This window comes from Neobacillus sp. DZ-9, from assembly GCF_059587065.1.
The window spans coordinates 263,339-288,038 of the sequence record NZ_JCAIOL010000008.1; the positions used below are offsets into that span (position 1 = coordinate 263,339).

General features: G+C 40.9%; 23 protein-coding genes. 3 read left to right on the forward strand and 20 right to left on the reverse strand.

What is annotated here, in order from left to right; translation table 11 throughout:
* Nucleotides 1-236 precede the first annotated feature (236 nt).
* The 4 genes from AC59HZ_RS22390 to pdxR form a co-directional block, all read right to left on the reverse strand.
* Nucleotides 237-1,490 (reverse strand): exo-beta-N-acetylmuramidase NamZ family protein, encoded by a 1,254-nt coding sequence (locus AC59HZ_RS22390; RefSeq protein ID WP_496547966.1) that lies wholly within the window; start codon nt 1,488-1,490, stop codon nt 237-239.
* A gap of 218 nt (nt 1,491-1,708) precedes the next feature.
* Nucleotides 1,709-3,793: a glycoside hydrolase family 3 protein gene (locus AC59HZ_RS22395; RefSeq protein ID WP_496547967.1), complete on the reverse strand. Its 2,085-nt coding sequence runs from the start codon at nt 3,791-3,793 to the stop codon at nt 1,709-1,711.
* Nucleotides 3,794-3,808: 15 nt separating this feature from the next.
* Nucleotides 3,809-5,494, reverse strand: a complete 1,686-nt coding sequence (locus AC59HZ_RS22400; RefSeq protein ID WP_496547968.1) for a serine hydrolase domain-containing protein — start codon at nt 5,492-5,494, stop codon at nt 3,809-3,811.
* A gap of 373 nt (nt 5,495-5,867) precedes the next feature.
* A complete protein-coding gene (gene pdxR, locus AC59HZ_RS22405; RefSeq protein ID WP_496547969.1) occupies nt 5,868-7,295 on the reverse strand; it encodes a MocR-like pyridoxine biosynthesis transcription factor PdxR in 1,428 nt (475 codons plus the stop codon).
* Between the two features lie 118 nt (nt 7,296-7,413).
* Between pdxR and AC59HZ_RS22410 the strand changes: the two genes are divergently transcribed.
* A complete protein-coding gene (locus tag AC59HZ_RS22410) occupies nt 7,414-7,947 on the forward strand; it encodes a pyridoxamine 5'-phosphate oxidase family protein (RefSeq protein ID WP_496547970.1) in 534 nt (177 codons plus the stop codon).
* 80 nt (nt 7,948-8,027) lie between these two features.
* Here the strand turns inward: AC59HZ_RS22410 and AC59HZ_RS22415 are convergent, their stop codons facing one another.
* The 5 genes from AC59HZ_RS22415 to AC59HZ_RS22435 form a co-directional block, all read right to left on the reverse strand.
* Nucleotides 8,028-8,267 (reverse strand): DUF2198 family protein, encoded by a 240-nt coding sequence (locus AC59HZ_RS22415; protein ID WP_496547971.1) that lies wholly within the window; start codon nt 8,265-8,267, stop codon nt 8,028-8,030.
* Between the two features lie 79 nt (nt 8,268-8,346).
* Nucleotides 8,347-9,789, reverse strand: coding sequence for a sodium/pantothenate symporter (panF, locus tag AC59HZ_RS22420; protein ID WP_496547972.1), 1,443 nt, complete (start codon nt 9,787-9,789; stop codon nt 8,347-8,349).
* Complete coding sequence (locus tag AC59HZ_RS22425; protein WP_496547973.1) at nt 9,786-10,049, reverse strand: YhdT family protein; 264 nt, start codon at nt 10,047-10,049, stop codon at nt 9,786-9,788. Before AC59HZ_RS22425 ends, panF begins: the two co-directional genes overlap by 4 nt.
* A 146-nt stretch (nt 10,050-10,195) precedes the next feature.
* Complete coding sequence (locus AC59HZ_RS22430; RefSeq protein ID WP_496547974.1) at nt 10,196-11,401, reverse strand: polysaccharide deacetylase family protein; 1,206 nt, start codon at nt 11,399-11,401, stop codon at nt 10,196-10,198.
* Nucleotides 11,402-11,512: 111 nt separating this feature from the next.
* Nucleotides 11,513-12,445 carry a cation diffusion facilitator family transporter gene (locus AC59HZ_RS22435; protein ID WP_496547975.1) on the reverse strand — a complete coding sequence of 311 codons (933 nt, stop codon included), beginning with the start codon at nt 12,443-12,445 and terminating at the stop codon, nt 11,513-11,515.
* Between the two features lie 291 nt (nt 12,446-12,736).
* Here AC59HZ_RS22435 and AC59HZ_RS22440 point away from each other — a divergent pair, with 291 nt between their 5' ends.
* A complete protein-coding gene (locus AC59HZ_RS22440; RefSeq protein ID WP_496547976.1) occupies nt 12,737-12,994 on the forward strand; it encodes a hypothetical protein in 258 nt (85 codons plus the stop codon).
* Nucleotides 12,995-13,128: 134 nt separating this feature from the next.
* Here AC59HZ_RS22440 and AC59HZ_RS22445 read toward each other — a convergent pair whose 3' ends face one another.
* The 3 genes from AC59HZ_RS22445 to AC59HZ_RS22455 all read right to left on the reverse strand — a co-directional run bounded on the left by AC59HZ_RS22445 (nt 13,129) and on the right by AC59HZ_RS22455 (nt 15,754).
* The gene (locus AC59HZ_RS22445; protein WP_496547977.1) at nt 13,129-13,863 is read right to left on the reverse strand and encodes an urease accessory protein UreH domain-containing protein; all 735 of its coding nucleotides are present in this window, start codon (nt 13,861-13,863) and stop codon (nt 13,129-13,131) included.
* 77 nt (nt 13,864-13,940) lie between these two features.
* On the reverse strand, nt 13,941-15,308 hold the full coding sequence (locus AC59HZ_RS22450) for a 4Fe-4S binding protein (protein ID WP_496547978.1): 1,368 nt from the start codon (nt 15,306-15,308) through the stop codon (nt 13,941-13,943).
* A 2-nt stretch (nt 15,309-15,310) separates the two neighbouring features.
* Nucleotides 15,311-15,754, reverse strand: a complete 444-nt coding sequence (locus AC59HZ_RS22455) for a hypothetical protein (protein WP_496547979.1) — start codon at nt 15,752-15,754, stop codon at nt 15,311-15,313.
* A 224-nt stretch (nt 15,755-15,978) separates the two neighbouring features.
* Here AC59HZ_RS22455 and AC59HZ_RS22460 point away from each other — a divergent pair, with 224 nt between their 5' ends.
* Nucleotides 15,979-16,542, forward strand: coding sequence for a YdhK family protein (locus tag AC59HZ_RS22460; RefSeq protein WP_496547980.1), 564 nt, complete (start codon nt 15,979-15,981; stop codon nt 16,540-16,542).
* A gap of 62 nt (nt 16,543-16,604) precedes the next feature.
* On the opposite strand, the gene AC59HZ_RS22465 is transcribed toward AC59HZ_RS22460, so the two are convergent.
* The 8 genes from AC59HZ_RS22465 to AC59HZ_RS22500 form a co-directional block, all read right to left on the reverse strand.
* Complete coding sequence (locus AC59HZ_RS22465) at nt 16,605-17,435, reverse strand: hypothetical protein (protein ID WP_496547981.1); 831 nt, start codon at nt 17,433-17,435, stop codon at nt 16,605-16,607.
* Between the two features lie 71 nt (nt 17,436-17,506).
* Nucleotides 17,507-18,697 (reverse strand): chromate transporter, encoded by a 1,191-nt coding sequence (locus AC59HZ_RS22470; protein ID WP_496547982.1) that lies wholly within the window; start codon nt 18,695-18,697, stop codon nt 17,507-17,509.
* 225 nt (nt 18,698-18,922) lie between these two features.
* Nucleotides 18,923-19,024 carry a cytochrome bd oxidase small subunit CydS family protein gene (gene cydS / locus AC59HZ_RS22475; protein WP_496548004.1) on the reverse strand — a complete coding sequence of 34 codons (102 nt, stop codon included), beginning with the start codon at nt 19,022-19,024 and terminating at the stop codon, nt 18,923-18,925.
* 15 nt (nt 19,025-19,039) lie between these two features.
* Nucleotides 19,040-20,065 (reverse strand): cytochrome d ubiquinol oxidase subunit II, encoded by a 1,026-nt coding sequence (locus AC59HZ_RS22480; RefSeq protein WP_496547983.1) that lies wholly within the window; start codon nt 20,063-20,065, stop codon nt 19,040-19,042.
* Nucleotides 20,055-21,407, reverse strand: coding sequence for a cytochrome ubiquinol oxidase subunit I (locus AC59HZ_RS22485; protein WP_496547984.1), 1,353 nt, complete (start codon nt 21,405-21,407; stop codon nt 20,055-20,057). The genes AC59HZ_RS22480 and AC59HZ_RS22485 overlap by 11 nt, the downstream gene beginning before the upstream one ends.
* Before the next feature lie 184 nt (nt 21,408-21,591).
* A complete protein-coding gene (locus AC59HZ_RS22490) occupies nt 21,592-22,191 on the reverse strand; it encodes an undecaprenyl-diphosphatase (protein ID WP_496547985.1) in 600 nt (199 codons plus the stop codon).
* Nucleotides 22,192-22,272: 81 nt separating this feature from the next.
* A complete protein-coding gene (locus AC59HZ_RS22495) occupies nt 22,273-23,625 on the reverse strand; it encodes a sensor histidine kinase (protein ID WP_496547986.1) in 1,353 nt (450 codons plus the stop codon).
* Between the two features lie 4 nt (nt 23,626-23,629).
* Complete coding sequence (locus AC59HZ_RS22500) at nt 23,630-24,328, reverse strand: response regulator transcription factor (RefSeq protein ID WP_496547987.1); 699 nt, start codon at nt 24,326-24,328, stop codon at nt 23,630-23,632.
* Nucleotides 24,329-24,700: the final 372 nt, after the last annotated feature.

The following is a 24,700-nucleotide window of genomic DNA, read 5'->3' on the forward strand; positions in this document are numbered from 1 at the left end:
AATAATCTGAGTCTATTATCGTTATCACTTTCAGCATGAATCACGTTACCAAATCGGGATGGTACTGGAAAGTGTATCCTCTAAATTTCATATTAACATTCTACCACAATCCCACAAAAACAAACCAACAATATGCGAACTAATATTCGTTTTTTTATTCAAATCTCTTGTTTAAGAAGGTCCCACCGCACCCATGTAAAAAAGCCAATCCAAAAGGGTTGGCTTTCTCCACTTATTTAATAAAGCAAATATTTCTCACGTACCTCCATAAATTTTTCCAAGGCTGGCTGCCATTCTGCTTTCATTTCTTCTATTGATTTGCCTTCTTCGATGCCCGCTCGGATGGAGCCATTTCCAGTAAGGTTATCGAAGAAGGAGATTCCGTTGCTTCCTGGTGTTCTAAACTGAAAGTCGTTTGGATACATATCGTGGATGGTTTTGACAATATATAATCCTGTTTCAAACGGCTTATAGGAATTGCGGTCTGTCACGTGAATCTGAATTCCATTACTTAATTTATTGACAAACTTCGACGTTGAAGGCGTAAAGGAAGCTGCACGGAACGTGACCCCTGGCAAATGATAAGAATTTAGCTTTGCTGACAGGTCATCGCTATTAATAAATGGTGCGCCAATTAATTCAAATGGCCGTGTCGTACCGCGGCCCTCGGAAATATTTGTTCCTTCAATCAGGCAGGCACCCGGATAAACTAATGCCGTATCTAAAGTTGGCATATTAGGTGATGGCATCACGAAATCTAATGGTGTTTCATCATAGTACATGTTCCGTTTCCAGCCATCCATTTTCACAACCGTTAAATCGGCGCCGATCCCGAATTCCTTGTTAAATAACTGTGCCAACTCCCCTACCGTCATCCCATGTCGGACTGGAATGGCGTATTCCCCTACAAAAGAGGAGTATTTATCTTCAAGAACCGGCCCTTCTACTTTTGTCCCGCTGAGTGGATTCGGACGGTCTAAAACGATGATAGGGATATTGTTCTCCTTAGCCGCTTCCATTGCTAAGGCCATTGTGTAAATATAGGTGTAATAACGCGTCCCAACATCCTGGATATCAAATAATAATACATCGACATTGCTCAGCATTTCTGGTGTGGGCTTTTTCGTATTTCCATACAAGCTGTAAACCGGAACCCCCGTTTTTTCATCAATATAGGACTCAACATACTGTCCCGCCTGTGCGCTGCCCCGGACACCATGCTCCGGTCCATATAAAGCAGTCAGTTTGACATTCGGGTTGTTGTAAAGCAAATCTACGATACTATTAAGCTTTTGATCGACCCCGGTTGGATTGGTAATCAATCCTACCCGTTTACCTTTTATTAAATCGATTTTATCCTGTAATAGCACTTCCACACCCAAACGAAACTTTTCATTTTTCTTCTCTTTATCGTTTTTAGCAATGGCGGCCGTCACCGTCGAAAGGACCAGTATCAGAACAAGAATACTGGTAAGCCATTTTTTCTTCATCCAAACCCCTCCCTTTCATTTTTTGAAAATTTGCCTCTGTAAAACTTGGCTGTTGATTTGCGCTCCAGGCGCTTCGCTTTCCGCGGGCGTGCCGGGGAGCCTCCTCGGCGCTTTGGCGCCTGCGGGGTCTCCCCTGCCCCGTACTCCCGCAGGAGTCTTCGCGCCTTCCGCTACAATCAACAGTGTAAAAAATCAACAATGGCCTTTAACACTAAAAATTAATACCCTAACCCATGGTCAAATCCGTATAATACACGTCCATCGTGGTTGTAAATGGTGACTGGAAGTTTCCCTGTCGGCGCATTTTCCCCGAAAATAGTGTCTGCTGCTGCTTCAAAACTGGCTGGTCTGAATCCATATTGAACAAGTGAAGCATCCACATTTGGATAGGACATGACGTCATATGGATTTCGGATTCCTAGAGCGATTACCGGTGCATCAGTTTCATTGATCAGCTGGTTGGTCATTAGCATTTGACCTGCACCTGGTGCCCTGCCACTAACGGAGGATGTATAGGTTCCAACAATAATATATTTTGCATCTTTTATTTGATTAAGCTGGTCGGCGGTTAGTGTTGTAGAAGTATTGATATACGTAACATTTTCATGATGCTTTTTCACCTCGGCAAAAAGGGAATCAACATAATAGCTTGAATAGCCGACTACAGCAATCTTATCTTCCTCCGCTGCATGTAATGGAAGAACTCCATCATTTTTCAATAGCGTAATAGATTTAGCTGCGGCTTCTTTTTCGACCTGTTTATGTTCAGCAGACCCGACAACATTGATCGCATTAGCCACCTTCTCATCCAAGCTTTTTTCAGACTCTGCCTTAACAATGCCTCGATTCAATTTCAGCGTTAAAATACGCTCAACCGATTGTTCAATCCTATTCACCGGAATATCACCGGACCTTACTGAATTGTAAAGACCACTTGCTACCTCTTGGATTCCAACCGGCATTAACAGAATATCAGCGCCTGCTTTCACAGCACGAATGGCTGCATCAACCGGTCCAAAATGCTCAGCAATTGCTCCCATATTCATCGCATCCGTCACAATAACACCCTTATAGCCCATATCTTCACGCATAAGGCCAGTTAATATTTTGTGAGAAAGCGTCCCCGGGACTGCAATTTCAGTGCCGTCTTTTTTCGAAATGGCTTTCGTATCGTCAATTTTCGGGAAAGTTACATGGGCAGACATAATTGCATCAATTCCGGCATCCATTGCCTGTTGGAACGGATATAGTTCTACCCTTTTCAAACGATCCATATCATGTGGAACTTCTGGCAGGCCTAGATGCGAATCTACGGCTGTATCACCATGACCAGGAAAATGCTTTGCAGTAGCTACTATACCAGCTTCGTGCAAGCCATTAAGATAAGCTTTTCCTAATTTGGCAACAAGCTCTGGATTTTCCCCGAAGGAGCGGACTCCAATAACCGGGTTATCAGGATTAATGTTTACATCCAATACAGGTCCAAAGTTCATGTTAATGCCCTCTGCCTTCAACTCTTCGCCAATGGCCTTGCCTACTTTCTCAGCCAGTTCTTCAGACCGTGCAGCTCCAAGCGCCATGTTCCCTGGAAAATCTGTCCCCGTCTGCAGACGTGTCACTATTCCGCCTTCTTGGTCAATGGAAACCAGCATTCCATATTTCTGGGAAGCTTCCTGATAGGCATTGACAAGTTTCGTTGTCTGTTCAGCAGTTACCGTATTTTCACGGAATAATATTACACCGCCAAGATGATAGTCTTTTACCAGCTGGGCAATTTCCGGCTGCATCTCGGTTACGTTTTGGCCCTTCCAGGTACGGAAGTCCGGCATCAGCATCTGACCGACTTTTTCTTCAAGTGACATATGATTAATGGCGTTGCCAATAAGGTCATACCGGCTTCCATTCTCTTTATTAACAACGATGTCCTTTTGAGTTCCTTTGAATTGGATTGAAATCTTGTCACTATATTGGCCATCCCCGACAGAAATGAACGTTTTACCGTTGTGGCCGGATAAAGTAACCTGGCCTTCCTGATTGACGGATGCTACGTTTTTGTTTGATGATTGCCAATGAAGATTGTTTGATGCCAGCATGAAATGGCCATCATCATATAGATGGAGCGCATTCAAATCTAGTTTGTTATCTTTGACCTCCTTGGAAACCTGTGGAACATTAAGGTCAATGATGAGATCCTGAATGCCTGAAACAGCCTCCGCTTTGCCTGCTCCTAAAAGCGGTGCTCCGGACAAAATCAGGACCAATATCAAAAGCGAGTGGAAAAAAATCTTTTGCACATAACGCATGTAGCTCTCCCCTTTTTAATAGTCTCTTAAATTCCAGTCATTGTTAGTAAGGTTCAGCGCCGCTGAATTAAGTTCAGGATTCAAGACATACCAGCCTCGACCGTTTGTCGTTGAATCGGTTTTGTAAATAAAGCGTAATTTTTCAGCTTCTTTTGGGACGGTCAGGGCTTTTTTCTCCCAGCCGTCGCTGGCACCGGTAAATTCCCCTATTTTTTCCCATGAACCATCTTTAAAAACCTCTACATTTCCGAAATCCCAGCCATCCTCAATCCTGTGCCAGGTTGAGAAGGTCAGTTTTGCATCCTCTTTGAGATGGAGATCAGCCTCCATTACTCTGCTTAATTTATCGCCATATCCCGCAAACCAAGCTGATTGATTACCAGGAATTGAAACAGGAATGGAGTCAGCCACCTGCCTCGCAAACAATCTTCTCGTTTGATTCGTTGACACCGTATTCCTTGATGGATGTACACGGTTGGTCAATAAAATCGCAATCGTTTTATTTTTCGGACTTACGACAATCGATGTTCCGGTATAGCCTGTGTGTCCAAATGAATAGGTGCCTTCTGACAGGGCGTCCATGTACCAGCCTTGACCAAGCTCCCAACCAAGCCCGTGGTCATCTCCAGGAAACGCTTCGTTTTGATTTTCAAGTAAAAGTTTAACCGTTTCAGGCTTCAGGATTCTGGCTCCGCCATATTTTCCATCATTCAAGAAAAGATGGGCCAGTTTTGCAAGATCTTCTGCGGTTGAAAATACCCCAGCATGTCCTGCCACCCCATCAAGCGACCAGGCATTTTCATCATGAACCTCGCCCCATACGAGACCGCGATTAGGAGTCGATTGGAATTCTGTAGCCGCAATCCGATTTTTCAAGGAGGCAGGCGGATTGTACATCGTGTCTTTCATGCCTAATGGATCGGTAATATTCTCCTTGACGAAAACATCTTGACGCTTTCCTGACAACCTCTCTACTAATGCTCCTACGGTAATCATGTTTAGGTCACTGTATTCATAAGTGGTCCCAGGCAGATTCTTTAGCGGCTGCTGAAAAACGCTCTTCAACCGTTCTTCTCTTGAATTTCCTTGAGTATATAAAGGAATCCAAGCTGTAAATCCTGATGTATGCGTCAATAGCTGCCGGATTGTAACCTGCTCTTTTCCATTTTGCCCAAATTCTGGTATGTACTTGGCAACCGGATCATCTAGCTGGAATAATCCCTTTTCATAAAGAATCATGGCGGACACAGCCGTGAAAATTTTACTAATGGACGCGAGGTCAAAAATGGTGTCTGTTTTCATTGGAATTGGTTGTTCCATTTCCGTAAACTTTCCATCAGCGTATTGAGCTGAATAACCGTAGGCAGTTTGTTTAACGATTTTTCCGCCGCGTGCCACAAGGGCAACGGCACCCGGCATGACTTTGGATGCAATCGCTTGGTTCATCACTTGATCAATTTCCTCTAGGGGTGCTGAAACCATACCGGCTCCTCTAGCCGATCCAGGATGTAAGACGCTTGAATTGGGGATGACATTGGAATCCCACGAAAAAACAGGATGTGGTTTCTGAGTTGGGGAAAGACTTTCTTTTTCTTGTTTTTCAATCGTTGGAACAGGGGTAGTGTCACCACTCGCAAAAACAGTGGTAGTCCCCAAAAATACAGTACAAATCGATGAGATGATAAAAGTTTTTTTCGCCATACTTCCTCCCCTTATATGTTGTTTAATTTATTATCATAAGCGCTTCCATTATATTTATAGCAATGGATACGCTTACAATTAATAATAGAAATAGACAATAGGTATAGTTGTCTATACCACAAAAGACCTACGAACCCCTTTTTCAGAACACTTAAAGTCATCCGTTTATCTATACATTAGTTCATATTTCCCAGTATTCTCTAAAATTAGTTGGATCTGGAAAGGAAAATAGCGAAGACCCTGATCCAAAATAGTCAGGATCTCGCATTCTTTTAAATTTTGGATTTCCAGCATCCAGAATTTAGCTGTAGCAAAATTCTTAATTTTATTATATAAACTAAAATTTCAAAAAACAATGAATTTTTTTGAATTTTTATTCCGATTCTCTCCGACTGTTGGAATTTACTGCTTGTATGGCTTTTCCGAGCTTCTGAACTCCTGACTTAATTTCTTCCACACTTAACCCTCCAAAGCCGAGCATAATCGGCTGATCGAATGGATGAGATTTTTTCAGCCAAAACTTTTCCGTTAAATAAATCCTAATCCCAAATTCCTCTGCCTTTTCAAACAGTTGTTTGGCGTCGATGTCTTTTAACTCAAGTAATAAATGAAGTCCCGCTTTTTGCCCGATGATGTTTACCTTATCCCCTAATTGACATTCAATTGCTTTTATCAATGCTGCCTGTTTTCCTTGATAAATTTTTCTCATTTTTCGAATATGGCGTCCGAAATGACCTTCCTTCATGAATCGATAAAGAGCTTCTTGGATGTGCGACGACACGGTCTGACTAAAATAGAAAAGATTAGATTGATAGACTTCAACCAGCGGCTCCGGTAAAACGATGTAGGTAACTCTAGCGGCAGGCAGGAATGCCTTTGAAAAAGTCCCTAAGTATATCACTTTTTCATTGGTATCCAATGATTTTAATGAAGGAATCGGCTGGCCTACATAACGGAATTCACCGTCATAATCATCCTCGATTATATAAGTTTGATTCTTCTCAGCCCATTGCAGCAGTTTCATCCGTTTTTGAACAGGCAAAATCATTCCGATTGGAAACTGGTGAGAAGGTGTCACATAAACACATTGGGCTGAGCTTTGCTCCAGTTCGGTTATATTGATTCCATCCTCCTCTAAAGAAATCGGGACCACTTCACACTTCTGACTTTCAAAAACGTACCGAACCCCATCATACCCGGGATCCTCAAGAGCTACTTTATCGTTTTGCAGGGAAAGGAGTTGAATTAACAAATTAACCGCCGTTTGGGTTCCTGCAGCAAGAATGATCTGATCCGGTGAACACCGAACCCCTCTGGCCTGGTATAAATACGAAGCAATTTCAGTTCTTAAGCCATAATGACCTTTTTTATCGCCATAGGAGAACACTTCATGGCTGGGAGCATCGACGGCGCCTATCAAACATTTTTTCCAGACTTTTAAAGGAAAACGCTCGAGTTCAATATCACCATATTGAAAATCTATTAAATTATCTGTTTTACCTTCCGCACGAGGGAGTTTTAATTTGTGTTGAACCTCTTGCACCATGGGTACCTCATCTAATTCCAAAACAAACAAGCCGCTTTTTTCCCTGCTCTCCACATATCCTTCAGCAATAAGCTGCTGATATGCAGTATCAACGGTGTTTCGGCTAATATTTAAACTTTGAGAAAGCTCCCTGATCGAAGGGAGTTTTTCTCCTGTTATAATCGATCCCTTTTCAATTTCCTCCCGAAAAAACTGATAGAGTTGTAGATAAATGGGAACGTTTGCGTCTTTTTTTAAAAATGGAGTAATTTGCAATAGAAACTCCCCTTCTGACCCTGTAATATTTTTAAAAACTGTCACTTTTAGCAGGTACAATTTGCTTTTATTATGAGTGTAACATGATGTAAGAAAGGAAGTCAGCCATATGATACCAATGAGGCAATTGAAGTTAGAATGTACAGATCAACAGAAAATAAATTGTTTTCTAGAAACAGAGAAAACGGGATTTTTAGGATTGACAGATGGAGATGCGCCCTATACCATTCCGCTAAACTTTGTATGGATGGATGATGCAATCTACTTTCATGGTGCCAGCGAAGGACGGAAGGTAAATATTATCGAAAAAAATCCAAAAGCCTGTTTTACCGTCAGTGCTGACCTCGGCACGATTTCTGATCCAGTTCCCGCCAAGACCGATACTGCCTATATGAGTGTGATGATTTTTGGAGAAGCAGAGAAAGTAAATAATCTAGAAGAGGCCGTTTTGGCGATGCAAAAAATGCTAGATAAATATGTTCCAGGCTATTATGATAAAGCCTTATCAAGTTCACATGTGGAGAAATACCGCTCCTCTTTAGGAAGCAGGACGGCTGTATATAAGATAAGAGCTGTGGAATTAACGGCAAAAGAAAACCATGTTCAACTTGAAAAAATGTTTTATCGAGGGAAAACAGTAAAAGAGGATTAAAACAAAAAATAAGTAATACAAAAAACCCAAAATTAAAACCGACATAGGATTAATTTTGGGTTTTTGTTTCGTATGGATAATTAGCCTTGTTTCATCGGCTTAGGTCTCATTTTTACTGCCAGCCAGAAACCTGCCGTTAACGAAAACGCATCAATAACAATAAGTACAAATGAGTCAGTATAACCTTTATAAACAGAACCGGCGATCAGGGCGACCGTTAAGACAAGCCCAATGACGCGATTGTATGTAACTCGAGTAAAAAGCAAGACTAATAACCCTGGCAAAATCAAAGCCGAAAGGTATTCAATAAACGTAACCAAAGGGGCCCCTCCACCTTATTCGTATCTGTTTATTAATTCTAGAAATATATTCATAAAATTGCAACATAAATATGAATCGTTAAAAGGATGAATGAGCTTTTGTTTCCTGCTGGGTAGCAAAGCTTACAACCACAAAGCTGATTAAGGAGAGCACAACCGGCACGACTACAGTATGAAGGCCAAAGGCATTCGGATATAATCGGTCTAATAAAATATAAGAACCCATTCCTAATACCATTGAGGTGATCGCTCCATATTTATTCCCCTTTTTCCAATAAAGCCCCAAAATGACCGGCCAAATAAATACAGACTCCAAGCCCCCAAAGGAAAAGAGGTTCAGCCAAACAATTAAATCAGGCGGGGTCAATGCGAAAAAGATAACCAAAATCCCAATAATGGCGGTCACACTATAACTCACTTTTTTTATTTGCCCCTCGTTTGCGTGAGGCTTAATATAATTCAAATAAATATCCTTCACTATTGCAGAACTTACTAAAATCAGCAGGGCATCGACGGTCGACATAATCGCAGCCATCGGAGCCGCCAAGACAATTCCAGCGACAAAGGGTGGCAGCACTTTCATGGTTAACATCGGCATGACGGTATCGCCAATTTTCACACCTGGGATAACCGGTCTAGCAAAAACGCCGATGAGATGCATGCCAAGCATAATAAAACCGACGACAATCGTTCCAATAATGATCGCGCTATGCATTGCCTTGGAATTTTTATAGGACATCGCACGGACGGTGATTTGCGGAAGCCCGACAACGCCAACCCCAACCAAAATCCAAAAAGACGAAACATAGCCTGGGGTTAATTCGCGGTCAGCACCGAATGGGCTGATTAAATTTGGATTTTCAGCCGCTAAATCGGAGATAATCTTCGGGATTCCCCCGCCCGCTTTGATGGTCGCAATAAGAAGAATCAGGGTTCCCATAAACATGACCACCCCCTGAACGGCATCCGTTAATGCCACCGCCCGGAAGCCGCCGACAATCACAAAGATGAGAACCGACCCTACAAAAATCAACAGCGCATATGTATATGGCAGGCCTGTCAGGGACTCAACAAGACGGGCCCCGCCAATCCATTGAGCGGTCATCGAAGAAAAAAGAAAAATGATAATACTCGCCGCCGAGATGAGCACAACAGCTTTACTTTTATAGCGCTCCTTCAGAAAGTCGATTAAAGTGATGGCTTTGTACTGCCTAGCTACTATAGCAAATTTCTTTCCTAAAACCATCAGGACAAAATATCCAGTGGCTAACTGGGCCATCGCTAAAAGTACCCAGCCTAACCCCTTCGTGTAGGCAACCCCCGGACCGCCGATAAAACTGCTGGCACTGCCGTATGTGGCTACCATCGTCATCGCCAGGATAAACCCGCCCATTTGCCGTTCCCCTAAAAAATACTCCTCCAAAAATGAATTCGTTTTGATGACAAATTTATTGGACCAAATGCCGACAGCAAAAATAATAAACAGAAAAATAAGCAGTGGTGTTATGACAGCCCAATTCATTTCACGTCCCCCTCTTTGTCTTCAAACGGAACATCTTTAAATAAAAATTTCACCGTGAGGATGACTAAGACAATCATAACGATTGACCCTAAAATACAGCTATAAAAGAACCAGGCAGGCAATCCAAATATGTACGAATACTGTTCGACTTTGGCAGAGCCAAGACCGTAACCAAATCCATACCACCAGATAAAATTGATTACGACCAGAATCACACCAATCCATGCTTCCCTATGAGCAATTCTAAAACGCTTGTCCAACGGTATTCCTCCTTCATAATCGAGTTAAGTTATTTTTAACTAATAATGAACATTTTACCAAACATATTAAAGGGGTAAAGAAAAAACTTTATCAAAATGAGGTATAGTAATAAACTAACACTCATTTCAATAAAGTTTTTTAAGAGTTAACTTTGAATCCATGCCCCATCTTCTCCAACTTGAAAACCGTCGATTTCCGTGTTTACCGCCATAGAGCCGTCCGGGTAGAAGTAATACCATTTGTTTTTCACGATTGTCCAACCCGTTCTCAGCGCTCCGCTTGTATCAAGGTAATACCACGTTCCGCCGCTGTTTAACCAGCCGATTAGCATCGCCCCGCTTGGATTCAAGTAGTACCACTTGCTGCTTGCTTTTACCCAGCCAGTCTTCATCGCTCCGCTTCCATCTAGGTAATACCAGTTATTCCGATAATTTACCCACCCGGTTTTCATGGCTCCTGTTTGATCTAAATAATACCAGGTAGTGCCTAACTGTAACCAGCCGGTTTTCTTTACGCCATTCTCATCTAAGTAATACCACTTGTTGCCGATTTTGGACCAGCCTGCCTTGGAGGTGCCGGCATTGATCAAGGCTTTGAATTCGGTCAAAGAGGTGGTGGGGAAGACTGCCTTTCTGCCAATGGCAAATGGGTCATTGCCAATCACTGCATTGACTGCCTCCGTTGTAAAAGCATACTTAAATCCGGTCTGTTTTAATAGTCCTATGACTCTATTATTAAATCCGCCAAACGGGTAGGCAAAGAAGTCTGTATTCAACAACCCCCTGCTAGTCTGTAAGTCTTGTAAAATCACTTGATCGGATTCAGCTATAAACGCTGATGTTCCGTTGATTTGATAATGAAGCCCATTCGTATGACTGCCGTATTGAAACACGTCCTTCATTTCATTCACTTCCGGCCAGCTTAAAGCTTGAAATTCAGCTGGATTGAACGGAACCGGGCTTTCCGATATCCGATTTGTGATTAGGAAGCTGCCTGCCTTTAAACCGTACTTTTTTAAAACGGGATAGGCATACAAATAATTGGTATTCAGTCCATCATCAAAGGTAATCACCACGGTTTTTGGCGGAAGGGTGATGGCCCCGTTCAGATAGGACGCTAATTCCGATAAGGTGGCAGTATGGTAGCCTTGATTGTAAAGATAGGCCATTTGCTCGGAAAATGCTTCGTAACTCACAATATTGCCATTATCAGGATAAGGATTTTCAGCCTTTTTTAAAATATGATGGTACAAAAGAACAGGCACCCCGCCATCTGCAGCCTGTGCCTTGGTACTAAAGAATACATTGGGCATCATTACTAAAAAAACGACACATAACATTCCTAATCTCATCCAATACCCCCGCATAGGTGTTTTATTTCAACCTATGTTCACAATGGAATGATTATTCAATGCTTGGGCAAGTATTCCCCAAAAAGAAAAAGACATCCTTTGACAGATGTCTTAATTACACGTCCCATGCGGGCTCGGGCATCCATGGGCTGCTTTTTCTACTTGAATGGTACTGTGTTCAATATGAAATTCATCATGAAGGATGCGCTGTGATTGGGAAAGAATTTCATCATGAATTCCATCATCTGAGATGGTGATATGACAGCTTAAAACAGGATAGCCGGACGTAATCGTCCAGATGTGCAAATCATGAACCTCTTTTACAAGCGGGATCATCCTTAGTGCCTCTTTCACCTTCCTGCTATCAATCTGTTCCGGAGCGCCTTCCATTAAGATGTGGAAAGAATCCTTGGTCACTCGATACCCGCTGATAAGGATCAACACGGCAACGATGACACTCGCAATGGGATCTGCGATGCCCCAGCCAAAAAACATAATCAGGAGAGCTGCGACAATGGCCCCGACCGAACCGAGCATATCGCCAAGCACATGTAAGAAGGCGCTTCTTACATTCAGGTTTTCTTCCTTATCGCCCTTCATTAATATCCAGGCAGCGAGAATGTTCACCACCAAACCGGTAATGGAAATTATCAGCATCCCTTTACTTTGAACTTCTGGCGGAGCGAGAAAACGCCCGATCGCTTCATAAATAATATAAAGCGAAATAATGATTAAGGTTAAACTATTTAAAGCTGCAGCGATGATTTCAAAGCGCTTATACCCATAGGTTTTTTCCTGCGATCCCTGCTTTTCCCCAAGTTTTATGGCAAAAAAGCTTAATCCTAATGCGGCCGCATCACTGAGCATATGGCCGGCATCCGACAATAGCGCCAAGCTGTTTGTAACGATGCCACCGATCACTTCGACAATCGTAAAGGCCGCTATTAATAGGAAGGAACTTAATAAAGCTTTTTTGTTGCTTGTATGTGAATGACCATGTGAGTGGCCGTGTGAATGTCCATGATGATGGTGATGATGACCCATATTTATCCCTCCAGCTCTCATTGTAGAGTAGCTATTTCTATTTCTAAAACGAAATAGTTACGATTAAGGTTATTGTTTCCTTATTTTTCAATCCATACGCTTTTCTTCACATTCAAATGTTCGTTTGATTATATATTATTCAAATAGGCGTTTGAATGTCAATAAATTTTTCTTTTTTTATGGGAATCGCCTCATTAGGAAATCTTCACAATTTCAACACTTAAAATCCATTTTTTCTGCAAAATTAAGCGTTACGATGAAGCTGATAAAAGAAAGGAGTTGGAGAAAAAAATGAAAAAATTTGCGGTAGGAATTTTAAGTGCATCGTTAATTCTTGGAGCAGGAACAGCTGTATTTGCAGCAGGAACAAACAACTCAGATCATGGTTTTAGCTTTGAAAAAATGCTTCCCTTTATGCAAAAAATGCATCCTAATTCATCCAAGGAGGAATTAAAGGAAATGTACAAAGCGTGCCATGGTAAAGGCGGCATGATGGATGGCAGCAATCAAAAGGAAATGGGCAGTAAAAATATGATGAGCAACTTTTAATTTTAAGATATGAGAATCTATTTAACCATGTTCGGTCACAATTCTCTTCTTAAGTTTAAACATTTTTAACTTCCCTCCAACTGTTGCTGATACAATCAGAAAAAACAACGAGACATTCGTTGTTTTTTTGTTTTTTATATAGACCAATAGGTTAGAGTATCAAAAATCCCTATTAGTAACATTAAAATCCCCGCTAGCCGCCCAACAGTTGTGCCAAACTTTCTGCTTTTCTTCATTAGGACACCACTGCCGCCAAGATACCAAATGATTAAGATAACGAATAATAGTGGAATGGCTGTCCCAAGGGCAAAAATTGGCGGAAAAATAAATCCATATGGACTAGACAACACGATAGGCATTAAGGTGACAAAAAATAAAACAAACATGGTTGGACAAAAAGCAAGGGAAAAACTAAATCCAAGCATAAAAGAACCTAACGGATTTTCATGTTTGTACTCTTTAAATCCTTTGAATAAATGCAACGTTCCTTTTAATTTAATAACCCCAATCATAAACAACCCAACGACGATCAGTAATGGCCCTATCATTTTTCGCAGCCACGGAAAATAGAATACTAGACTTTGTTCTATTCCCTTACCAAGCAGCCACACGAGCATACCTAATAAAGAAAAGGCAACAATTTTACCAAACGTAAACCAGAAAGCATCCTTCCAAACAATTTTCTTTTGTACGGAGCGGTTCCCATATAACGTAACAGCACTAACATTTCCAGTTAACTGGCAGGGTGCTAGGGACCCGACAAGTCCCAAAATAAAAGCAAAGATGATGGGCCAAGATTCGAGACTGTTTGCTATATTAAAAAATGGCTCACTAATTACAGTGCTAATTTTGCTTAATATACCGTACATTTGATCACCCTAAATCTCTTTTTAAAAAAGACACCGTCAACCAGCAGCGTACGGTGTCTTCTATAAAACAATTATAATTAAACTCGGTGCATCATAGGTAGTGAAAATAAGTAAATATTCGCAACAGCTAGGGCAAACATCAATACGTAATATGGAAGCATGGCTTTGAAAGCAGTTTGTTTTCCTTTACCCATTCTGTGTACAACATAAACAGTACCCACCAATCCGATTAATATTACCATATACTGAATCATTTGTACTGTTGGTGTAGAGGCAAGACTTAAACTTGCTGGGTTCGAATCGATTCCAAATAATCTAATGGAGTTGTACCATACCGCTTTACCTTCCGTAAAGATATGGAACAAGTTATGTGCCAAGTGTCCTGCTAGGTCTAATGGAATAATGGCGTATCCGAAAAGTGTAAAGTTCTTTTTGACTGTTCCTTCCATACCAAAAAGGGATGCAAGTTTTGCCGTTCCTAATAATAATAGAATCGGAATAGCCATCGCAATGATAAAGGCAACTGTAAAGTTAACATTATAGTTGGTCGTACGAGTTACTGTTCCAATTGCATTTAAAATATTCTGCCAGGGTTCAAGCATCGTAATATTTTGAACGAATACGATCCCCATAATAACAGCAGCAAGGGAAGCATTCTCAAGCTTCGGATTTTTTAAGCCCCATAATTCTTTTGTCGGAACTCTTGTTATAATTTTTACGGAATTATTCGGACAGCTTTTCACACAGTTCCCGCAAATATTACAATCCGCACTGGACTGCATGGTCTTTGGAAATTGGAACATTGGACATCCTTCTACTTTCTCTGTTCCTCTATAGCAGGACTGTACTTTACAGGTTTTACAAATATCAGGTGTGGCTTGTACTTTTAGGGCACCGGAGCGTGAGTAGTTTCCGGCAAGGCCGCCAAGGAAACAAAGCGTCTTACAGAAGGTTCTTCTTTCATAAAAAACGGACGTTGCCACAACCATTGTTACGAGCAGCAGCAACAGGTAACCTGAGCCGCGCGGCGACTCAACAATTCCCCAAACATGGTCGCTATAAGTAATCGCAATAAAGAATAGATCGATTAACCAAATTCCATATTTTCTTAAAAATTTTGGCATTGGACGCTTGCTGCCGACAAATTTGCGGACAATATCGCTTAATTTACCGAACGGGCATATGGCACACCAAAAGCGACCAGCAGTTAAAAATAGAATTGGAATGATTGGCCACCATAATACCCATGTCATTGTCGTTCCAAAGTTTTTACTAGGGTCTACTGTTCCCACTACTAATTCATAGACTATTAATGAAAAAACAGAGATCACGATCCACTGGAATAATCCTGGGTACCATTTGCTTATAACAAACTTTTTTATTACCGAAATGGATAAGAGATCAAATGGTTCCTTTTCCGGTAATTTATTCTCGGGCATTGCCATTGTTATTCACCCTTCCTTTTAAACCATTTATTCCAAATTCCTATTGCGATAAATGCAAGGTTTACTGCTCCATAAGTTCCTAACACTTTATAGCTCGGCGGGGTTTCAACTACAGGTCCATGACTATGCCCACTTTCATGTTCGCTTTCCATGTTCATATCCATATCCTCATGGCCGCCTCCACTGTCATGGTTCATGCCCTCCATATCGGTTCCGCTGCTATGATCCATGCCTTCCATTTCATTTCCGTTTCCATGATCCATCCCCTTCATATTGCTTCCATTACCGTGATTCATATCAGCACGATCTTCACTAGCCTTTTGTTGACTACCGCTGTTTCCATTTTTAAAATTTTCCACATGCGAATGTCCTTCATCGGCAAAGGCTTTTAAATTAAATGAAAAAATAAAAGCAAATGAAAATAAACTGAGAAAAACCTTTTTCAATTTTTCCACCTCCAAAATGTTGTATAAAGATTCAGTGTTTTATAGCTTTAATTTAAATCGTAAGTTTGCAGTTTTTATGCATTTTTATTGGAGAATATATGGCAAACCGTCGGTATTTCAATTTTGTTCCTACATTTGTAGAAATTTAATTCTAATAATCTAGTTAGGCTCTAGGCCATCTGCACAAATTCTGCACAAAGATGTCGTACTATGAGTGAATAACAATGTTTAAGGAGGTAACAAAAGTGAGAATAAAACAAGCTACACTACTTCTTCTCACCTTGGTCCTTGCCGTATTTTTAGCAGCTTGTTCCAATGGTGATAAGGAGAACCAACATGAAACTATGAAAGGCATGGATCATTCTGGTTCAGGGGAAGTTCCAAAAGGTTTAAAAGAGGCTGAAAATCCAACTTTTAAAGTTGGAAGTAAAGCTATTATTAATGCGCAGCACATGGTAGGGATGAACGGGGCTAAAGCAACAATTGTTGGTGCATTCGATACTACTGTATATACAATTTCTTATAATCCAACCACTGGAGGTGAAAGAGTAACAAATCACAAATGGATTATCCATGAAGAAATTAAAGATGCCAGCGAAAAATCGTATAAACCAGGTGATGAGGTTATAGTAGAGGCAGACCATATGGAAGGGATGAAAGGAGCAACGGCAGTAATTGATTCAGCCGAGCAAACAACAGTCTATATGGTTGATTACATGCCAACCACTGGCGGGGAAAAAGTGACTAATCATAAATGGGTTACAGAAAGTGAGCTTTCAGCAAAATAAAAAAAATAATAACTAAATTGAAAAAGGCTCTGATACCTTCCCCATGGTCAGAGCTTTTTTCATCAAGAATGTGAGGATATTTTAGTTCCTGCATATCTTACGAATACAAGCGGTATAAAGAATGCTATCAAGCTAAGAATAAAATCCAAAACTAAATAATCAGTTTGAATGATACCTGCATTTTTTAATACGAAATAATAAACTATAAACACAGCCGTCATAATGAAATACCAAATTTGTCGGGCATGCAAAATACATAACAAAGCGAGTATCGAGCTGAATAATATCGCATTTATACTATTAATCGCTGCACTGTCCCGGTTTAAACGTTCAATCCATTCAACATGAAACGTTTTCGTTCTAAGTAGTCCATAAAGAAGGATATTTAATTGAACATATACGGCAACACATAATGAAAACAAAGTTCCATAGGTTAGCCACTTTCCCGGGGCATTATTTAGCCTGCCCCACCATACTTTAATAACTGGAAAATAAAAAATAAGTATGCTAAATGTATACCCTATCTTCCACCAGTTAGGTTTATATACACCCCACTCGGTAAATAACCGTTCAATCCCTGCAAAAAAACCAGCCAAAATAATACTCCAATACCATTTACCATTACGGGCTGAATACAATAGGGCAAATGCCGGCAGAATCAAGCCATTAACAATGGCACCAAGATGAGTATCGTACCGATTATTAACAATTCCAGGGTGATAAGTATAAGCCTTTCCCCACACATAAATTAGGTAGTCGAAAAACATCGTTACTCCAGAAACGGCAAAAAAGAGGATATAGATTAGGGGTTTTCTGGATTTCCAATAGGCAGAACCTAACGCAAAAATAGTTAATAAAAGAAGAGTTAAATAAGACCAAATTCCGGTACTCAAATATATTCCCCCGTCGTCCTTTAGAAATATTTTCAGTATCTGAAATTAGTTTTATACCACAGTCCTTCATATTAACTAATAATCTGCAATAGTGACCCGCCCATGGCACCTGCGATAACAATTATCCAAGGTGGAAGCTTCCAATAAACCAGCATAGAAAACAATATAGCTGCAAAAGCAAAATCATTAGGAGCTAGGATGGAACTAGTCCAAATCGGATTATAAAAGGCGGCAATTAAAATTCCAACAACGGCGGCATTTACACCCATTAAAGCTCCTTTAATTTTGGGATTACGCCTTAATGTGTTCCAAAAAGGCAAGGTGCCAAAAATGAGAAGGAAGGCAGGTAAGAAAATGGCCGCAGTCGCAAGGATTCCACCTTTCCATCCATTCATAATTGTCCCTATGTACGCAGCAAAGGTAAATAGCGGGCCCGGTACGGCTTGGGCTGCCCCGTATCCAGCAAGGAATTCTTCTTTAGATAACCAATGGGTGGGTACAAATTCTTTTTCTAGTAATGGCAGTACGACATGACCGCCTCCAAAAACTAATGAACCCGATCGATAGAAACTATCAAATAAAACAAGCCAATTAGATGATGTAATCGAGCGGACAATTGGTAATATAATTAGCAAACAAAAAAACAGGGTTAAACAAATCAAGGCAAAACGCTGTGACAGTGGAAAATGAATCATATCTGGCTCATCTTTATCATCGTGTTGCTTATAGATAACAAAACCAGCTATTGCCGCCAATACAATAATACCTACCTGCATGAAGGCAGTCTGCCATAATACCGTACTCACCAGCGCAAATAAAGCAATGGTTTTTCTATGAATATCAGGAGTTAATTTAGCTGCCATTCCAATTATGGCCTGCGCCACGACAGCCACGGCCACGATTTTTAAACCATGGAGCCAGCCTGCATCATTTATTTGCAAACCTTGAAGGATGATAGCAAAGAGTATTAAGACGATCATTGATGGCGCGGTAAATCCAATGAATGCTAATATTCCGCCTAGAAGGCCGCCACGGATAACACCGACTCCAATCCCAACTTGACTGCTCGCCGGTCCGGGGAGGAATTGACACAAAGCCACTAAGTCCGCATAACTTTTTTCATTGAGCCATTTTTTCCGCCGTACGTATTCTTCATAAAAATAACCTAAATGCGCGATTGGGCCGCCAAAGGAGGTTAAACCGAGTCTCGTTGATACCAAAAGGATTTCAAGGAGCGATTTAAAATTTTTATTGTGGTTCACTATTTTTATCTCCTATTTTTTCGTCTATATGATTGTACTTTTTATATTCGCTGAAAAACTGGGAAAATTCGCTGATAAAAATTTTTAAAGAGCACTTATACTAAAAAACAAAGCGGTTTACATTAAGTATATTAAATTTAAGTAGAAAATCGAGAAAATTGAGTCAGTTTTTCCAATATTTGAAGAAAAAGAAGAACCCCAAAGGCTCTTCTTTTTCAAATCCCACTATTTTTTCACTGCATCATCCTTACCAGCAAGCCAAAAACCCGTGGCAATTGCCGCTATCACAATGATAAACGGTGCATAAAAGATGAAAAAGTTAGTCATCATTCAAAATTCTCCTCACGCATGATCATCCCGTTTCCCTTGTACATACTCCTTGTTAAACAAGAACAGCTTCAAAAGCAGATACAACGATGGCAACAGTAGGCCCAATCCAGCTACAAACGCTATAACCAAGGCAATTGCCATCGATTCATTTGTAAAGCTGTCATAAATGGTCAAATACGGATACATTAAATAAGGATAATGTGAAATGCCATAGGCCAAAAAGGCAAAAGTAAATTGCCCGACCATTAACCAGAAGGCTAATCCATAGGCCTGCCGCTTCCAAATGAAATAAACCGATCCGGCGAAGAAAATAACAGACAGGGCGAACAGCCACCATAGGCTGATCAAGCCCTTGAAATGTTCAGGATTATGAGTCCGCATTTCCACGATAATCCCAGCAGCTGTAATAATCGCTGGCCCCGCCCAGATTAACGCATATTTTCGCAGTAGGTTTGTGGCCTCCTCGTCCTTGGCTTTATGGGCATACCAAGTCAAAAATACCGCAGAAATATACAAAACGGCTGTCAGGCTGAGCACCACAATACTCCATGATAAAGGACTCGTGAACAAGCTCCAATAGTCCAGAACCGGCCGCGCTTCCTCCATCCTCACAAAGCCGCCTTCGGAGATCGTCAAAACAATCGATAAAGAGGCTGGAATAAATAATCCGGTCAGTCCATACAAAATGGTATACCGCTTGTGTTTAAGTCCTCCATAAGTAGAAAACGCATAATATGAACCGCGAATTGCCAGCAGAACGATAGCAATGCTTGCTGGTACCAGCAAGGTTGAACCAAAATAGAAAGCGGTTTTTGGAAAAAAACCGACAATCCCGACAAAGAAAAACACTAAAAAAACATTGGTCACTTCCCAAACAGGTGATAAATAGCGCTGAATGACCTTAGTCAAAATATGCTGCTTGCCTGTGACCGTACTAAAGGCGTTAAAAAAGCCAGCACCAAAATCAATCGAGGCCACGATAATATAGCCAAAGAGAAACATCCCCAACACGGTGATTCCAAGGATTTCAAGCGTCATACCGCTCACCTGCCTTCAAGGAAGCCCGATCGGCCAATTCCTGTTCCACCGTATTTTTGCGGAACATCCTTAGCAGAACGACTACGCTGCCAATTCCCAAAATCAAATAAAGACCGGCAAACAATAGCAGCATGAGATCGACTTGACCACTTGAGGTTGCTGCTTCTTTTGTCCGCATAATTCCCCGTAAAATCCATGGCTGCCGCCCCACTTCATCAAGCCACCAGCCTGTTTCAATCGCCAGAACTGAAAGCGGACCGCCAAGGACAAGGAGCCATCGGAACCATTTCGAATAAATAATATGCCACCTAAGCCAAGTCCCCAGTAAATAGATCAATGATAAACCGGTCAGCCCCATTCCAATCGTCACCATTGCATCAAATAAATAATGGATATAAAGCGGCGGCACTTCATCTTTAGAAAACTGATCCAGTCCAATCACTTCTGCCTGCGGAAGATCTCTAGCTAAAATACTGAGTGCATATGGCACTTTTATCGCATATTTTACTTTTCCATTATCAAGGGCCCCAAACAAAATAAGCGGGGCTCCCTCCTCTGTTTCAAAGTGCCATTCGGCAGCGGCTAATTTTTCAGGCTGATACTCCGCTAAATATTTTCCAGAAAAATCGCCAATTAAAGCGGATGCTACTGAAAAAACGAACCCAAGTTTTAAGGTTAAAAATAACGCTTTTTTATGATACAAATGATCGGAACCTTTCAACAGACGAGAGGCTCCGATAGAAGCAAGCACGAACGCCGAGGTCATATAGGCCGTTACCAGCACATGCGCAACCTTAGTCGGCATGGCCGGATTGAACATCGCAACTATCGGGCTGACATTCACAAGCTGTCCGCCTACGAGATCAAACCCCTGTGGTGCATTCATAAAGGCATTGACAATGGTAATAAAAACGGCGGAAAAGGATGCCCCGATAGCTACAGGAATCAACAGTAAAAGATGCTTTTTCTGATTCTCAAACCGGTCCCACGTATAGATATAAATGCCTAAGAAAATGGCTTCAAAGAAAAAAGCAAAGGTTTCCATAAATAAAGGCAGGGCGATGACGTTGCCTGCCAGCTCCATAAAATGCGGCCACAATAGTGAAAGCTGAAGCCCAATCGCGGTTCCAGTTACTACCCCTACTGCCACGGAAATGACAAAGCCGCGTGTCCAGCGTCTTGCTAATAATATGTAATGTTCATCCTGTTTTTTAATCCCAACCCATTGAGCAATCATAATCATTAGCGGGATTCCGACTCCAATGGTTGCGTAGATAATATGAAAGGATAGCGTTAATTCTGTGAGTATTCGGCTTAATAGAACTGAGTCTTCATTTCCCATTTCACGATTTCCTTTCTTAGCCTGTAAAAATCCTTCCAATTATGGATAGGCCCAAAATAGCAGCGACAATAAAAGCAAGTAAACTTAGCCTTTGTTCTTGTTTTTTGTATATATAAAGTCCCCCCTTTGCTGCTCTTTGTTTATCTTTTCCAATATTTATGTAATTAACAAAAAAAGAAGACCATCAACTGGCCTTCTTTTTTACCCATAGTCTGCTTTCTATTTTTTCATAGAACTCAATTAGTAAATTCACAACTCTGTTTAGTATCTCAGTACGAAGCAATAGCTTATGGACTGCAAACGCTGTGCAGGTCCCAATGATCATCCCAGCAGTTACATCTAAAGGATAATGGACCCCTGTCCACACTCGGGATAGGGCAATACCTGCCGATAGAAGCAGCCACAACCAGCCATCACTTTTCCGCCAAATCCAAATAGCAGTTGCAATCACGAATGCCGCCGTGGCATGGTCGCTAGGAAACGAGGCATTTTTCACATGGGGAATCAGCCAGTTCACATGATGACTGACAAAGGGCCGGTCCCGGTAAAAAAAGTGACCGATCAGCACGTTAACACCTAGGGCAACACATGCGGCAACAATGGATTCTGCCACCATTCTTCGATTTTCTGTTCGATTCCGAGGATAAAACCAATACAAAATTATTCCTGCAAAGAATAAATACTCCGCTTTTTCCGCTAAAAACACCATGAGTGGATTTAAAACTCGCTCACTTATCGCGAGATGATTTATGAATTGAAAGGCTTCAAAGTCAAGATGAAACATTTTCGTGACCTCCTTTGATTGGCACCATCTAACTATAAAGCCACAAGCTGAATTTTTACTTAAAGTATTATTAAAAATGAATTAAGATTTCGGCAAAATCAATTCAACTTCTGTTCCCACACCTTCGGAGCTTTTCACTTTAATTTCCCCGTGATGCTGTTTCATGATATTTTTGGCAATAGCAAGGCCAAGTCCTGTTCCACCAGTCTCACGACTCCGAGCCTTGTCCACCCGGTAAAACCGTTCGAAGATATTATCCATTTCGTACTCCGGTATCCCAATCCCATAATCCTTCACCTTAATCAAGGTAAATTGATCAGTTTCTGATAGATAAACATCTATTTTATCTGTGCTATATTTGATAGCATTATCTATTAAAATAATGATCGCCTGTTTTAGTTTGAGTTCATCCGCAGAGGTGGAAATGGCATCATCCTGGTAATGAAGGTCAATTTCTCGCTTATAAGCACTTGCAATTTGTTTAAGAATATTTCCGCAAAAATGGATTAAATTGATTTCTTTTATTTCTAAAAGATTACCTGATTCAGTATCGGCTAAATCGAGGAATCTTTCCGTCATTTTTTGAATCCGCGTTGCTTCCGAATGAATGGATTCAATGGCATCATGGGCAATCTCTTCATTTTGCAACCCACGTCTCAGCAATAGATCGGCATAGCTTTTGATCACTGTCAGCGGGGTTTTAAGTTCATGAGAGGCATCCGAAATGAATTGCCTTTGTTTTTCAAGGTTGTCCTCTAATCTTCCTATCATTTGATTGAATGTGACGGCCATTTTTTGCAACTCATCCTTTGTTTCATGCTGGATGACGATTTTTTTCGGAATCCCGCTTTGTTCAATGTCCTCCATCGTGTTAATCATATTGGAGATGGGTCTCATAATGAGATTCGAAAGCAATCTGCCGCCAAGCAGCGATAAAAGCGCTCCTAAAAACGTGCAAAAAGCTAAAATCGATAGGAGGACGTCTTTCGCTAATTCCAGTCCTGATAATTTTTCAGCGACTTCAAGTGTTCCTGCGCCAGATGGTATTGGCACCCTGACAATTAAGATTTGTTCCTCCTTATCGTTTCGGATAATCGTCCTTCGTTCCGTCTCCTTTTTGCTGACGAATTTTGGTTTTATTTTTCCGGCCAAGTACTTATCATTTGTTGCCTGATAGGCAATTTGGGAATCGTTCTTTAACGTTCTAATAAAAGAATGGTTGGTTAAATAAGGGGCGAAAATTCCCTTCACCTCGGAAGGGGATTCACCTCTTTCCATTTCCTTTATCAAATTATTCGCTTTTTGAAACAGGTCATTAGTCTCCATATTGACTGTTATTTTCATAAAAGAAAAAAAGACAACCGCATTTACTGCCAGTAAGACACAGAGAATCCAAGCGGTCGTCATCAAATTAATTTTCGTTGTAATCTTCATTTTGTTAATTCTCCCTTACGGTGTAACCGATACCCCTTACCGTCTGTATAATCGTTGGTTCGGGAAAACCTTCCTCTATTTTCTTTCTTAAATGTCTGATAAACACATCAATGACATTGGTTTCGCCTTCATATTCATATTCCCAAACATTTACCAGGATATTTTCCCTTGTGACGACTCTATTTTTATTTGTCAATAAATAGACGAGTAAATCGAATTCCTTAGGTGTTAAGGTAATGGAAGTTTCACCCCGTGTTACCTCTCTAGTATCCAGATTAACGGTTAAATCCTTAAAGGATAAAAGGGGATTCTCCGGTTGTGAAGCTTTAGCAGCAAGGGAATTCTGCCTTAAGCACGACCGAACCCTTGCCAGTAATTCCTCGATTTCAAAGGGCTTTGTAATATAGTCGTTCGCTCCTTGATCGAGCCCCGCAACTTTATCCATCGTCATGTTACGTGCGGTTAATAAAATGACAGGAAGCATGGTATTTTCCTTCCGAATTCTTCTTAGGACCTCTATGCCATTCATTTCAGGCAGCATGACATCCAGTAAGATCAAATCTAATTTTTCATTAAGGGCCGCCTGCAAGCCTGCCTTTCCATCATAGGCAACGGCGACCTCATACCCTTCATACTCGAGTTCGAGCTTTAAGATCTTAGCGATTTGCTTTTCGTCCTCTACAACCAAAATGCGCTGTTTCATAGAATCCCTTCTTTTTTCGAAATGGCCTGTAAATTACTCCCCTACAATTTAGCACTTTTTTCTCTTATATTTCTTTTTTTCATTGAAATTTAATCAAACATTAAGGGCTCTTTTCGTAAACTTTGTTGCTTTTGGAACCTAATAAGATTCATTTACTAAGTTTATAGGCATTTTTCGCAAAAGTGCTTACGAAAAGATGCCACGATGCTTCTAGTTATACGGGTTTATAAAACTTATACGAAAAACTACAATTTATGCGAAAATTGCCAACATTAAAAAACCCCTTCTATTTAATCGAGGGCACTGAAAAAGTCCAATATTTATAAAAGGCAGTTGAAAGTTCAATGAACTTTCAACTGCCTTTTTACTTTA